This is a genomic window from Nonomuraea sp. NPDC050153 (genome assembly GCF_044460125.1).
Classification (GTDB): Bacteria; Actinomycetota; Actinomycetes; order Streptosporangiales; family Streptosporangiaceae; genus Nonomuraea.
In genome coordinates, this window is record NZ_JBITJQ010000044.1 from 87,450 (window position 1) to 100,787 (window position 13,338).

Sequence of the window (13,338 nt, forward strand, 5' to 3'; positions counted from 1 at the left end):
CCGCCGTCAGGTTCGAAGGTGCCACCCAATCGACCCCGACGAAGGAAGAGCCCTGTGCAGGCACCGTACGACACCGAGGCCACCGCTGACGTCTTTGCGAAGGCGAAGAACACATTCAACTGGCTCATCGGACACCTCACCGACGCGCAGACCGGGACGCTTGCCCATAACCGGCTGGAGGAGACCATCACCGAGCAGGGCCGGGAGCTGCAGCGCCTGCTGCTGCAGGCCCACCTTGACCTGCGCGCGCTGCGCGAGCTGGAGCAGGTACGCCACGCCCGCCACCCCGACGGTGGCGCCGCGGGGGTGATCGGCGCGGACGGGGTGCCGCGGCGGCGGGTGGAGCTCGGGCACCACCGCCTGCTCGCCACGGTGACCGGGACGGTGACGGTCACCCGGTGCGCGTGGCGGGCCCCGGGCGTCCGCAACGTCTATCCGGTGGACACGGCGTTGCGGGCCCCGGGCGTCGGCAACGTCTATCCGGCGGACGCGGCGTTATCGCTGCCGGCGGTGCGACACTCGGCCGGGCTGGCCAAGCTCGCGGTCATCGAGACGGTGCGCGGCTCGTTCGACGCCGCCCTGGCGGCGATCACCACACGGTGCGGTCAGGTGATCGGCAAACGGCAGATCGAGCAGCTGGTCGCCCAGGCCGCGGCCGATGTCGACGCCTTCTACGCCGCGCGAACCGTGCTGCCGTGCACGGTGTCCACGGTGCTGGCGATCAGCGTGGACGGCAAGGGCATCGCGATGCGTCCCGAAGCGCTGCGGCCCGCGACCGCGAAGGCCGCCGCCCGCGCCCGAGCCACGTTCCGGACGCGGCTGGCGGCCGGGGAGAAACCGGCGCGCAAACGGATGGCGACGCTAGGGGTGGTCTACGACGCCGAACCGGCGCCGCGGCGGCCGCACGATGTGATCGCCGTCCCTGGCGGGCGATCCGGCCGGCGCCTGCCACGGGCCCGGCCGAACGCGACGCGCAAGTGGCTGTGCGGCTCGGTCATCACCGGCCCCGGCCCTGTGATCGCCAAGGTGTTCGACCATGCCGAGGCCCGTGATCCCGCGCACGCCCGTCCCTGGGTCGTGCTCGTCGACGGGGCCCGCCACCAGCTCGACCTGATCACCGCCGAAGCCGCCCGGCGCCGCATCCGCGTCCACATCGTGATCGATTTCGTGCACGTGCTGGAGAAGTTATGGGCTGCTGCGTGGAGTTTGCACCCACCCGCGGCGCCGGCCGCGGAGGACTGGGTCGCCGGGCATGCCCTGGCCCTGCTGGCCGGGCACACCGGCCAGGTCATCACCACGCTGACCGCGCAGGCCGCCACAGCCGGCGCGCAGCACCGTGACGGCATCGACGCGTGCATCCGCTATCTGTCCAACAACGCCGGGCATCTGCGGTATGACCAGGCGCTGGAGGCGGGATGGCCGATCGCGACCGGGGTGGTAGAGGGCGCGTGCCGTCATCTGATCGCCGACAGGTTCGACCTGGCCGGGGCGCGGTGGGGCCTGGCCGGGGCCGAGGCGGTGCTGAAGCTCCGCGCGCTGGTCGCCAACGGTCATCTGGAGGAGTACTGGACTTTCCATCTCGCCCGGCAACACGAGCGCGTCCATCAGACCGGCTACCAGGACGGATACGCCCTTACGGCTTGATCGCTTCAGTCACTCAGGAGGAGCCGCACCCATCTCTTTTGTGAGAGCGATGAGAGCCTGTCACGGGGTGTGCAAGCGGCTGGCGCGGCGGCGGGTCTTGAGCGTGGCGCTCAGCCGGTCGCCCAGGCAGGCCGATTGCAGCCCATGGCGGTCAATACGTGAGGTGGACCTTGGCGGCAGTCCCTCCTGCCCGGTGTTGGCTGGACGAAGATTTGCGGCTAGTCGCCCCGTTCGTTGCGGGCGAGTGGCACAGCCCTCTCAGATCGATCACGCCAGTCGGCCAGCACTTTGCTCGCAACGCGCAGCCACAAGCGTCCCGTCTCAGCGGCGGCGATCGGGTGCCTCACGTGCCGCCGAACTCGGCAACGAGCGGGCGATCCAGCCTGCGCCTGCTCCAACGTCCGACGGACTCCGGCATTCGCCGCGCGGTCGAGTCAGAGGAGGGTGTGCCGAACAGTTGCCGCCGGTGGGTAAGCAGGGCGATCTGCCCCATGCTCGTGGCGTCCAGCGTGATCGCTACCACACATCGCTCCCACGCCGGAGCCCCGCTCAGCCGGGCGGATACCGCGCCCGCGCTCTGGTCAACCCCGTAAGCGCAGCTCCTGCGTGCCCCACCAGTCCCTTGCCGTGGCCCCGTACAGACAAGGGGCGATCCCGCACCCTGGAGATGCGTTCGTCCTGCGCGACGTTCTTGGCGCCCTCTCCAGTAAACCCGGGCTGACTGTCCACCCTGCCGCCCGGTAGCCGGGGTTCGCGTGGCTACAAGAAGACGGATAGGGGCACGGGATCGCCCAAGTAGGTGAAGAACAGGGGGTTCCCCGTATAAGGCCGCCGGCCCTGTGCGGTGAGTATGTTGTCTGCCACGATCAAGTCTCCAGCCTGCCATCGGACGGCTGCGGAGGTCTTGGCATAGGCCTCATGGATGGCGGACACCTGGTCCTCGGTCAGCGGAGAGCCGTCGCCGTAGCTGGTCTCCATCGGAATATCCGCCCCGAATGCCCGCCGCAGAACGGTCAGATCTCTCGGCTCCAAGCTCGCGGAGTTGAAGAACGCCGCCTGGTTGAACCAGCACTCCTCGCCGGTCTTCGGGTGGACCACTGTCGCCCGCCGCCGGCGGACCGTGCGCAGTCCGCCGTTGGATACCCAGTCGTGATCGACTCCGAGCTTCGAGAACAGCTCGATCAACGCGTCGTAGGAGTCAAGGCCGAAAGCGTCACGCCACTTCATTCCGAATTCATCGCGGAACACTCTCGTAAGCGTCCAGCCCAGTTCTTGGAAGCGGCGCGCGAGTTCATCCGGCAGGTGGTGCAGCAGCTCGCGCGAATCGGCGATGCAGGCCTCTCCGCCCGCTTCCGGCGGGCGCACACACGCGGTCAGGGCGATACTGGGGACGATCGCGCTGAACGTCTCCTCCTGATAGGGGCACAGTTCGCGGTCAGCTGGCCACTCGATCGGTGAAGCGACCCCGTCACCGTACGCAGTACGCTGACCGAACAGCTCTGTCGCCCGATACGGTTGCACGCCGAGGAGTTTCCTGACGATCGTCAGATCACCGGGTTCGCGGATGGGCAGGCCGCGAATCAAGGCCGCGCCTTGAGTCCGAACCGTGCCGCGGATATGGTCGGCCGCGTCCAGCAGCCAGTCGAACGCTGACTCCTCAGGACTCAGGATGGTCGGGGGGATCATCATAACTCCTCGGTGACAAATAGGAATCGAAATCGGCAGGTGGAGCGCCTGATCACCGGTATCGTCACGGGAAATCGACCACGCTACCAACGTCGGAAAAAGTTGCCATGGTCGATGTCAGCACGTCCATGCGTGACCGAATACTAAGAGGTCAATTTATCTAGGTGTCGATCTGGTCTGAGATGATCGTCCGTCGAGCTGCATCAAGCACCTTTTCAGCGCGCCCCTTCTTCGGCAGCACCGTCACGCTCGGCGTGTGTCACGGCGAGCGCGATGCGTTCCAACCCGAAGGCGACGCAGGCGCTGTGTGCCGGACTCCCGTCCGGCAGCTCTATCCCAAAGATTTCGCCGAAGTGGTCCTTATGGCAGTTGGCCGAGGCCACGGCCTGCCTCATGCCGTCGGCCACCGGGGCCACCAGTTCGAACTTGAGCGCTTGGGCACGCTGGTTGACGGAGAGCAGCTTCGCCCCAGGACCGAAGAACGGGTCGGTGGCCATCTCCGTGGCGACGTCGAGTCCCAGGGCGGTCAGCCAGTCGGCGACCCTCTGCCGCCAACGATCGCGAAATTCGACACAGGCGTCCGCGGTTCCGACGAATACCAACTCACGCATGCGGAAGGAACGAAACCGTCCTGGCTCGACGGTCGCCTCGTGCCGGTAGCAACACGCCTCCACGGCGAAGCGGGCCGGTGCAGTCAGCATCGTGCCGGCCAGAAGCGGGTAGATGTGATAGCACGCCGCAGGCGTGAGCACCACGTCGGCTATTTCTTGACGATCGTGCCACGTACCGCCCGAGACCGCCTCAGCCCGCCGGGCCAGCCATTCGGTCGCGTCACCACCGAAGTTGTGCACAGAACCGAGCAGGTGCGGGAACTCGCGCACATAACCGGACCGTTCGACGACGTCGCGGGGGAGCACCGGAGGCGCGGTGAGCACCGTGAGATCCTCGGTATCGGCCAGCTTATCGATGTCCGTGCGCAGGCGTGCCAGCACCCGCTCGAACTCCGCCGGAAAGAGCGCCACTCCAGGCGCCGCGGTCTGCAGCGGGAGAGCTTGTCGTGCATCGTTGATCATGCGACCTTTTCCTTTCGGCTTACACTCTCGACCCCGGCTGATCAAAGGGCCGTCGTCGACTGGGCCCTTCGTGTGCGAAAAGTGCTTTGAGCTGGGATACTCACCAGTTCGATGAGCACGCTCAAGGCCCGTACCTCCTGGTTCCACAAGTTGGGGGACGCTGCATCGTCCACCACATCGGCAGCGGTGTATTGCGGCCGGCCGATGACCTCGTCCTGATCAAGCGCCATATGCGGACAGGGGTCGTCATCGCAGTTCAGCCCCTACGTGTACAGAATGGGAGTCGTCCTACAACTTGTTCGCGCGGTACTCCTTCAGTGCTTCGATGTCGCGCGTCCTCCGCAGCGGCGAGAAGAAGACCCACAGTCCCGCGCTCCATGCGCCGATCATCGCGATCCACAACGTTTCGCGGATGCCAACCTGCGAACCGAGCACTCCCCCGATCGCGGCGCCCAGTGGCATGGTCCCCCACACGATGAAACGCACACTCGCGGTCATGCGGCCGAGTAGTTCCGGCGGTGTTATCGCCTGGCGATAGGTGACCTGTGCCACGTTGTAGACCACGCCGGAGGCCACCAAGAAGAAGGACCCCACCATGAACAGCAGCACACCCCAACCCGGCGTCGCCAGCGGGGCCAGGAACATCGGAAGCTGGAAGACCAGGACCGACAACCAGATGATCCGTGCGGTGCCGAACCGGTTGCTCAAGCGCCCGGCGAAGATCCCGCCAACCATACCTCCGGCCCCCATCACCGCGAACACCAGACCGATCAGGCCGGGCGCCACATGCAGGACGCGGATGACGAAGACGGTCTCCATGGCGAAGCCCATGCTCGTGAAGAAGTTCGACGTGCCCGTACAGGCCACGATCTTGCGCAGGATCGGGTGCCTGTACACGAAACGGAGGCCTTCGGCGATCTCGTGCCGCATCCTCTGCCCTGCGGGACGCCGCTCCAGCGCGGGCTCAGGCTTCCTGATCGAAAACAACGACAGCGCCGAGACGGCGTAGGAAAGAGAGTCCACGGCGAGCGTCCACGCCGCCCCGAGCACTGCGATCAGGCCACCACCGAGGGGCGGCGCAGCGAGGTGGGCGAACGACGAAGTCGTCCCGAGTTTGCTGTTGCCTTCCCTCAGATCATCGCGGTCCAGCAGGATCGGGAGATAGCTCTGATACGCGACGTCGAAGAAGACCGTCAGGGTACCGCTGAGCAGAGCGACGATCATGAGGTGCGCATAGGTCAGGTGGAAGCCGAGACTCGGAAGAGCGGCCAGCGGAATCGAGCCGATCAGGATGAGGCGGCCGACATCGCACCACAACATCAGCCAGCGTTTCGCTCGGCGATCGACGATCGCGCCCGCCGGCAGCGCCACCAGCAGGAACGGCAGCGTTGTCATCGCGTTCAGCATGCCGATCTCGAGGGTCGAGACGTTCAGCAGCAGGACCGCGATCAGCGGTATCGCCAGTTGCGTGATCCCCGAACCGACCTCGCTGACCGACTGCCCGATCCACAGGAACATGAAGTCGCGATTGCGCCACAGCGACTTTCTGAGAGGGGGCGAAGAGGCCAGAACCTCATCGATATCGGCCATGTCCGCCGCCTGCCTTTCGACGTGCACAATGATGACATCTATTCGGTGCGGGTTCTGGCGATGCTCCGGGCGCCCGCGTGGCGGTGGCGGCCCGGCCGCGGTTGTACCGCAAGACGGTGGGCCGCCGGCACAGCCGATCTCTGGCCCATGGGCTGGACGACCTGAGCGACGAGTCGCGGCCGAGTGTGCTGCGCACCATCACCGACGTCCAGGTGAAAAACGTGGTGGAGCGCACCCTGGAGGAGGTGCCGGCAGGATCCACACGCTGGTCCAAGTGGGAACTGACCCGCGGGGTCGGCATCTCACCGACCAGCGTGCTGCACATCTGATGGCCCTGTGAGCTGCAGCCCTGGCGCACCAAGGACTTCAAGAGCCAAGCCCCCGCAACGGAACGCACCGGTGCTGCCCATACTGCCCGGCCTGCCCGAGCGGCGAAGCTTCGACTACAACGACAAGCGAGCTTTCAGCCGCCGAGCGCTGACCATATGCATGGTCCGCAGCTGCAAGAGGGTAGCGGATCCCATGTTGATCACGTAGCCGTCCCGGTCGTGTTTCTCGCCGTACGCATGAAATCGTTCGAGCGATTGCTGAAACCTCGTCCCTGAACCTCGCAGAATCGAACGCAGCCCAACTCGCCATTCACTGCAGCCCTCACAAAGGGATCCAATGTCGACTTGGCTCTGATCTTCGAACAGCAAATGCCAAGCGTAAGCCGTCGGGTTGGGACTCTAAACCCTCGAAGGGACATACGCAACAATCCCGATATGCCCACTTTTGTGCATGTTTGTCGCTTCCTTGGCGACGCTCGCCTTGGTGGGATGCCTCGCCTTGCCCGGTCGGCAGCGGAGCTCGCGGAGGACGCGCCAACTCATAGTGCTCCCCCGATGACCTGGAGCTATGCGGTGAGTCGGCGCGGCTACCGCATCCCTCCGCCCCTGAGGCCACGTCATCACCGAAAGAGGGATCGAGCCGGAGGTCGAGACCCCCTGACCGATGTCAGTACTGGTGGCGGACATCGACGGATAATTTGATCTGTGCCTCGCGACGGCACACGCGAAGCCTACTCAATTGTGCCGCAGGCTGCCGTCGAGTGGTTCGTGGCAGGCACCGAATCGACAGTAACCGCATCAGCATTCGACAAATCTCGGCGCACCCAACTGGCTATCTCGGCCGCGTTCTTCAGTCATGCACATTCGCAGCAGGACCACAGCTGGCTCCGCGACTCGTCGGGTGCGACCGGACCAGCCAGGCCGAGCGTGTTCCCCCTGTTCGCTGACCGGATTGGATGAAGAATGAGCCAGAGTTACGGGCACGGGAGCATGGACGCCGACGCGACGATCGATATCGCCGGAGTCGGATTCGGGCCCGCGAACCTCGCGCTAGCAATCGCTCTGGACGAGATGGACTCAGCCGGCAGAGCGGTTACGGCGAGATTCTTCGAGGCCCAAGAGCGCTTCGGCTGGCATCGTGGCATGCTGATCGAGGGTGCGACAATGCAGGTACCGTTCCTGAAGGATCTGGTCACCATGCGCAATCCGACCAGTCGATTCTCGTTCCTGTCGTTCCTCCACACGCGCGGCAGAATCGTCGACTTCGCCAACACCAAGACGTTCTTCCCCTTGCGGACCGAATTCCACGAGTACTTGGCATGGGCCGCCGAGCAATTCGAGGACTATGTCTCCTACCAGTCCGAGGTGGTCGGGATCAGGTCGGCCACGGGGCCGGGTGATGTCGAAGCCGTGGATGTCTCGGTGCGGACAGGCGGCCCCGACGGAATGCCGCAGACTCACCGGGCCCGCAACGTGGTGATCGCAGCGGGCGGGCAGCCGCGGATGCCAGAAGGTCTATCAGAGTCCGCACGGATCTGGCATTCTTCTAGGCTCGTTGACAGCGCGGAGGCCATCGCCGGATCGGAGCCGTCGTCATTCGTGGTCCTCGGCTCCGGTCAGAGCGCCGCCGAAGCCGTCGACTATCTGCACAGCCAGTTCAGGAATGCCCAGGTGCATTCCGTGCACTCTCGATATGGCTACAGCGTCGCGGACGACAGCGCCTTCACGAACGCAATCTTCAACCCCGAGGCTGTCGACCATCATTATGAGGCGTCCGATAGTGTGCGGCAATCATTGCACGCCTACCATGCGAACACCAACTATTCAGTTGTAGACGAGGGCCTTATCCGCCAGCTCTATCAGACCTCATATCTGGAATCGGTGACCGGGCGGCGTCGCCTCCACTTCCACAAAGTCTCGCGACTGGTCGAGGTCACCCACGTCGAGGACCGCCTGCGAGTCGTGATCGAGTTCCTGCCCGACGGGAGCACAACCACGATCGAGGCTGACGCGTTGGTCTGCGCTACTGGCTACATGCGAGCCGATCCGGGATCCCTGCTGGGCGACCTGCTCCCCCGCTGCCGACGGGACAGCCAGGGCCGTCTGCTCCTTGACCGCAACCGACGCGTGGCAACCGACGAGTCCGTGAAATGTGGCATCTACGTTCTCGGCTATGGAGAGCATTCGCACGGCCTGTCCGAGACCCTTCTGTCGCTCACGGCCGTCCGCGCTGGTGAGCTGGCTGAGATTCTGACCAAGGAGCTGGTGTGACAACGAACGGCGAGTCCGCAGCGGGCCAGGTAGAGGTAGACGAATGCTGATTCCTCCGATGTACCGGGTGGACGGGGAAAGTTTGGCGGTCGAGGTCGTCGACCGGCATCCGCTCGCCCTTCTCATCAGCAATGGGAAGACGGTTCCTGAGGCAACTCAGGTGCCCATCGTCCGGCTGCCGGCATCCAGCGACGATCAGCTCACCGGTACCAGCCTGCTGGGGCACATGAACCGGGCGAACCCGCATTGGGCGGCACTATCTAACGAAACCACCGCAAAACTGGTCTTCATGGGGCCGGGCGGCTACGTTTCGCCCACGCTGTACAACACCGACGTGGCTGCGCCGACATGGGATTTTGTCACCGTCCACCTGATCGGGACCGTGCGGCTCTTTACGAATCTCGACGAAACTCTGTCCGTGGTGACGACGACAGCACGAACCCTGGAAAGCCGATGCGGCTCAGGCTTTGATTTCGATGCCTCGCTTGAGTACCACACTTCGATCGCACCAGGTGTCGGCGCGTTCTCCTTCCATGTGGAGAAGGTGGAGGCGATGTTCAAGGTCAGCCAGGAGAAGAATCGTGAGATCCAGGAGAACGTCATGGCCTGGTTCGCGGACGGTAGGGGCTGTTCGTGCACTGACATGGTCGGCACGATGCGGAAACTGGGCTTGGGGAAAGGCGTTGAGGGGGAAACCGGAGCCCGGCTCAGCGAGCTGACATGACTCGGCACGGCCCCTCTGCCCCTGAGGGTGGGCAGCCCATTTGGGACGCTGATCGCGGGCCCTCGGACATCGATCGAACAGCCCCTGGCGGAGATCTGGGGTCGAGGTGGAGTCGACCGAAACTGGCACTTCTCGCGTAGCCGAGATCGGTGACGTGGGCTTCAGGCAATTCCGCGCGACTGCACTAGCACGATCAGGGGACACGATGTCGGATTCGAAAGCCGTTGTCCGCTGCGACGACGCCCTCAGCTACGAGCGGCTGGCCGCGTCATGGCAGCCGGGCTTTGCTTTCCCGGTCATGACCGGACCCTCACTCACACGTTACGAGAACGTGCTGCGATCCGAGGGCGTAGTCGAGTTGCCCGCAGTGATCAGCGCTTCCTGGCCCGGGGTGGTCGTTTCCATGGGCGACCCGGTGGCACATGCTGCCGCGGGATTGCTGGCGAGCGCGACCTCGCGGCCGCATCACCGCGCCGACTCGACCAGTCTGTATGGTGTTCTTGATGATTTTGAGGCGGTTCCGGTCGCCCTGGTCGCGACCGCAGGCGACACCGCGAGGCTCGGCGACTGGCCCGGCATCCGCCATCCTCGCTTCGGTCTGGTGACAAGCCGGACAGCGGAGTCGCTGTCCTGCCTGATCTACCGCACGCTCACGCTGCACAGCAGGGCAGTGGCGGATGACATAGCGGTGATCCATCCAACGGCAGTCGGCGCGGACCATGCTGATGCTGTGGCAATGGATGAGTTACGCCCTTTGCTGCAACGTCCTGGTAGGGCTCTTCAGGTGCTTAGTCACGGACGCGAGTGCTGCCTGGTGCTTGTCGACGGACTCGTCTGCGGCAGGGGAACCGCTGCACCGCCAGCGGGAGCCGATCTTGCAGCGCGCAGAAGGATGCCGCCGTGCCTACGCGGCGAAGGCTGCTGGCGCCAGGAGCTCGGGGATGAGGACCGGATCGCTGCATCGTCAATAGACGTACAGCTTGCGTTTCTGCAAACGTGCGACTCGATCGCGGTCGGCAACAACGCGCACCCGCTGTCGGTCGGCGTCGCGCTGGGTTTCATGGAAGGCACGACCGTAGCGGTCGTCGGCACAGTGGGATTTCACATCGCTCAGCGGCCGCTCTTCGATGACCTGGCGGGCGCGATCCGTGGCGGAGCACGTTTGGGTGAGGCGGTGGAGCTACTCAACGCAGCGGGAGAAGCGAACAGAGAATTCACACGATTCGGGCTTCTGGGTGATCCGTCGTTGCAGATCGACCTTTCCCAGTCACGATCGGCTCACCGGCGCCACTCGGCTGTGCAGAGAGCGGAACCCGCCGACGAGGAGTTGAGCGCGCAACAGGTGATCTTGGGCAGACTACGGTCTCTACTGTCGCTGCAGCTTCCCATGGACGAACTTCGTCTCGGCGAGGTGGAGCGAGCCCTTCGCCGAGGCCTGCTCTCGCGCGGAGATCGGCAGATCGATACGCTCCGCGAGGTACGGCAGAACATCGATGAGATCCAGGCCGCCGCAGTGCAAGAACTCGTGCGCGAGATCCACGGCACCTGGTGGGGGTTCTTCGGCAGCAACGCACGAGCGTTTCGGCAGGTGTCCAGTACACCAGTCAACTGCCCTGCGTGCCGTTGCGATTCCGCTGTCAGAGTCGAACTCACCCATCGTCTGCCCGTAGATTTGACGATCTTCACCGTGCACTGCCAGCGGTGCGGCGACCTCTCCTCGTCCACGTCGGCATCCACCGATTTCGCGGTGGATGCCGACCATGTCGTCTACGCGCCGAGACTGCAGGACAGTGAGCTCACGTGCACTCTGATCAGCGAGCGTGACAGGCCGACCCATGGGCAGGCCGGCTTCGTCTTCGTCGCTGGAGGAATCGGTGACCTGCCGCAGGGCCGATCGCGACCTGTATCCGTCGGCCCCCACGGCACCCAGCGAGAGAGGTGGCGCTTCCGTCTTGGCGAGCACGTGCAGGCCGCCGAACACTATGCAGTTGTAGCCAGCCTCATCGAAGGCGAGTACCGATGCTCGAACGTCTTCGTCAACACTCTTCCTGGATCGTGAGGACTGATGGATCGGACAACCACGCCTCCCAACGCCTTTGCTGCTGACGCGTGGGGCGACCCGCCGGAAGCAGTCGCGCAGATGCTGCTCGCCGCCCAGATCGCACCACCCTCGGGATACATGCTTGAGGTACGGGCCGAGGCCGTCGGCATCACCGTTGACAACGTGCGTTCCGCCGTGGAAACTCTCGCCGGCCGCTACCCGGAACTCGGCGCAAGGGTGGCTACGCAGGATGGACGGGTTCGCTGGTGCCGGGATGAGGCGCCCGCTTCGGACAGGTTGCTCTCGGTGGCGCGGCTCGACCCCGACCAGTCTCCAGATCGAAACTTCGACCAGCTGGCCTTGGTCGCCGACCAAGCGTCCGGGAACGCGCTCTTCTACCTGGTGCTCAGCTCTGCGGCCTCGAGCATGTGGCTGCTCTTTCGCGTCCATCACGCGATCGTCGATGGGTCAGGGCTGGCTGCACTGATTGACGAATTTGTGGAACTCGCTTCGGCGTCGCCCGGAGATACCGTGGTCCAACGACGCGTCAGTGCGTTCTCCCAGGCACCGGTTGCCGAGGCATCCGAGACGTGCCGCCAAGAGTGGCTCAAGCAGATCGACCTCTTGGCCTCGCCCTGGTCGGCGGAAGAAGCACGCCGCTTTGTCTATGACCGCACAGCAGCCATCATGCAGACCACCCTCGACCGGCAGAGGTTGGATGAGACTGCGCAGGCGCTCGGGGTTACGCCGATAGCGGTGCTGATGGGCTGCACGCGAGTGGCTGTGGCGCGCCGTTTCCATTGGTCGCTCGACCGTGTCACGGTTCCGTTGACGGATAGCGGAGACGCTCTACTGGCCATCCGGCCACTGCCCGTCATACACCCTCTGTCAGTTGCGCGATCCGTACAGGCGGAGATCAGCACATCGTTCGACGCACTGCTTGACTCTCTCGATCGTGGCGCCCCACCCGCTGATCTGGTGGGCCGCCTCACCAGCAGTGCCGTGCCAGGTATCCCGGACTGCCTATTGGTCGTCAATGACCCGGTGCGAATGTCACCTTCGCACGCCGGGCTTGTGCTCCACCCCGGCCCCCACCGCGGCGCCCACGGTTTGATCGAGGTCGAACTAACGGGCGATATATTGCGGCTTTCGGGTCACCCAGCCATCTTCACCCGTGAAGATTTGGCGGGTTTCGCCGGCGAGTTGGCTGCGGCACTCGAGAACCTGGACGCTCCCGCGGTGTCGGCGGGGAGCCTGCTCGGCCCAGTGCCCCTGACCACGTCTTCTCCCGTCGCCGCATCCGAAGCAGCGGGCGCAGATGAGGACTACCTCGGACGCTGCCTCAAGGTCTGGCAAGATCTGTTCGGATCCGAGGTCAAGCCGGATGACGATCTCTTCGCACTGGGCGCCACATCACTCATGTGCGCTCGCGTGGCCGCACGACTCCGGTCCGCTCTGACGCTGCCGGTTACCATACGCATTCTCTACCAGCATCCAACAGCACGCGAACTCGCTAGTTGGGCGACCCGGGCTGGTAACCCGTAGAGGGACATTCTCGGGCCGGTGGTTCCGGTGGGGGTCGCGTCCACGGATGTGGTGTATGAGTCGATCTTCGCGTGATCCTGTATCTGCAGGTTAAGCGGTCAGTGTCTGCGGGATCGGGGCCGGGGTGGATGTGTCGCCAGGGACGCATCGCAGGCGGGCTTTGGCCAGCACGTCCATCCCCATGTAGCGGCGAGCTTCGACCCACTCATCGCTCTGCTCGGCCAGCACGGCGCCGACCAGCCGGATGATCGCGGCTCGGTCGGGGAAGATACCGACCACGTCGGTGCGGCGGCGGATCTCCTTGTTCACCGCATCGGCCTTGAACTCGGGCGGGTAGTTTCCCTCGTAACGTGGAGACCGAACCAAGAGAGGTTTGGTCGTGGCAGGAACCACGAGACGCCGTTTTGATCCGGAGTTCCGAGCCGGGGCGGTGCG

The 13,338-nt window shown here is 64.7% G+C and carries 11 protein-coding genes; 6 read left to right on the forward strand and 5 right to left on the reverse strand.

Annotation, left to right across the window (positions count from 1 at the left end; translation table 11 throughout):
- The first annotated feature begins 54 nt into the window (after positions 1 to 54).
- Complete coding sequence (locus tag ACIBQ1_RS54995) at positions 55 to 1,644, forward strand: ISKra4 family transposase (RefSeq protein WP_397290840.1); 1,590 nt, start codon at positions 55 to 57, stop codon at positions 1,642 to 1,644.
- 343 nt (positions 1,645 to 1,987) lie between these two features.
- Here ACIBQ1_RS54995 and ACIBQ1_RS55000 read toward each other — a convergent pair whose 3' ends face one another.
- From ACIBQ1_RS55000 to ACIBQ1_RS55015, 4 genes are all read right to left on the reverse strand, one after another.
- Entirely contained in the window at positions 1,988 to 2,167 is a 180-nt protein-coding gene (locus tag ACIBQ1_RS55000) for a hypothetical protein (RefSeq protein WP_397290842.1), read from the reverse strand.
- Positions 2,168 to 2,403: 236 nt separating this feature from the next.
- The gene (locus tag ACIBQ1_RS55005; RefSeq protein ID WP_397290843.1) at positions 2,404 to 3,333 is read right to left on the reverse strand and encodes a TauD/TfdA family dioxygenase; all 930 of its coding nucleotides are present in this window, start codon (positions 3,331 to 3,333) and stop codon (positions 2,404 to 2,406) included.
- Positions 3,334 to 3,545: 212 nt separating this feature from the next.
- Positions 3,546 to 4,403, reverse strand: coding sequence for a hypothetical protein (locus ACIBQ1_RS55010; protein WP_397290844.1), 858 nt, complete (start codon positions 4,401 to 4,403; stop codon positions 3,546 to 3,548).
- 288 nt (positions 4,404 to 4,691) lie between these two features.
- Positions 4,692 to 5,993 carry an MFS transporter gene (locus tag ACIBQ1_RS55015; protein ID WP_397290845.1) on the reverse strand — a complete coding sequence of 434 codons (1,302 nt, stop codon included), beginning with the start codon at positions 5,991 to 5,993 and terminating at the stop codon, positions 4,692 to 4,694.
- Between the two features lie 77 nt (positions 5,994 to 6,070).
- On the opposite strand from ACIBQ1_RS55015, the gene ACIBQ1_RS55020 reads away from it, so the two are divergent.
- The 5 genes from ACIBQ1_RS55020 (at position 6,071) to ACIBQ1_RS55040 (ending at position 12,903) form a co-directional block, all read left to right on the forward strand.
- Positions 6,071 to 6,322, forward strand: coding sequence for a hypothetical protein (locus tag ACIBQ1_RS55020; protein WP_397290846.1), 252 nt, complete (start codon positions 6,071 to 6,073; stop codon positions 6,320 to 6,322).
- 990 nt (positions 6,323 to 7,312) lie between these two features.
- Positions 7,313 to 8,593 (forward strand): lysine N(6)-hydroxylase/L-ornithine N(5)-oxygenase family protein, encoded by a 1,281-nt coding sequence (locus ACIBQ1_RS55025; RefSeq protein ID WP_397290847.1) that lies wholly within the window; start codon positions 7,313 to 7,315, stop codon positions 8,591 to 8,593.
- A 43-nt stretch (positions 8,594 to 8,636) separates the two neighbouring features.
- Positions 8,637 to 9,317, forward strand: a complete 681-nt coding sequence (locus tag ACIBQ1_RS55030) for an FMN-binding negative transcriptional regulator (RefSeq protein ID WP_397290848.1) — start codon at positions 8,637 to 8,639, stop codon at positions 9,315 to 9,317.
- 205 nt (positions 9,318 to 9,522) lie between these two features.
- Positions 9,523 to 11,376, forward strand: a complete 1,854-nt coding sequence (locus ACIBQ1_RS55035) for a hypothetical protein (protein ID WP_397290849.1) — start codon at positions 9,523 to 9,525, stop codon at positions 11,374 to 11,376.
- A 6-nt stretch (positions 11,377 to 11,382) separates the two neighbouring features.
- The gene (locus ACIBQ1_RS55040) at positions 11,383 to 12,903 is read left to right on the forward strand and encodes a phosphopantetheine-binding protein (RefSeq protein WP_397290850.1); all 1,521 of its coding nucleotides are present in this window, start codon (positions 11,383 to 11,385) and stop codon (positions 12,901 to 12,903) included.
- A 90-nt stretch (positions 12,904 to 12,993) separates the two neighbouring features.
- Here the strand turns inward: ACIBQ1_RS55040 and ACIBQ1_RS55045 are convergent.
- Positions 12,994 to 13,338, reverse strand: a 345-nt coding sequence (locus ACIBQ1_RS55045; protein WP_397290851.1) for a transposase, incomplete at its 5' end; no start/stop codon positions are given.

What these genes read in the sequence shown, in the direction of transcription:
- ACIBQ1_RS55005 (WP_397290843.1), bottom strand. Translation starts at nt 3,333, where the DNA reads ATGATGATCCCCCCGACCATCCTGAGTCCTGAGGAGTCAGCGTTCGAC.
- ACIBQ1_RS55010 (WP_397290844.1), bottom strand. Translation starts at nt 4,403, where the DNA reads ATGATCAACGATGCACGACAAGCTCTCCCGCTGCAGACCGCGGCGCCT.
- ACIBQ1_RS55015 (WP_397290845.1), bottom strand. Translation starts at nt 5,993, where the DNA reads ATGGCCGATATCGATGAGGTTCTGGCCTCTTCGCCCCCTCTCAGAAAG.
- ACIBQ1_RS55025 (WP_397290847.1), top strand. Translation starts at nt 7,313, where the DNA reads ATGGACGCCGACGCGACGATCGATATCGCCGGAGTCGGATTCGGGCCC.
- ACIBQ1_RS55030 (WP_397290848.1), top strand. Translation starts at nt 8,637, where the DNA reads ATGCTGATTCCTCCGATGTACCGGGTGGACGGGGAAAGTTTGGCGGTC.
- ACIBQ1_RS55035 (WP_397290849.1), top strand. Translation starts at nt 9,523, where the DNA reads ATGTCGGATTCGAAAGCCGTTGTCCGCTGCGACGACGCCCTCAGCTAC.
- ACIBQ1_RS55040 (WP_397290850.1), top strand. Translation starts at nt 11,383, where the DNA reads ATGGATCGGACAACCACGCCTCCCAACGCCTTTGCTGCTGACGCGTGG.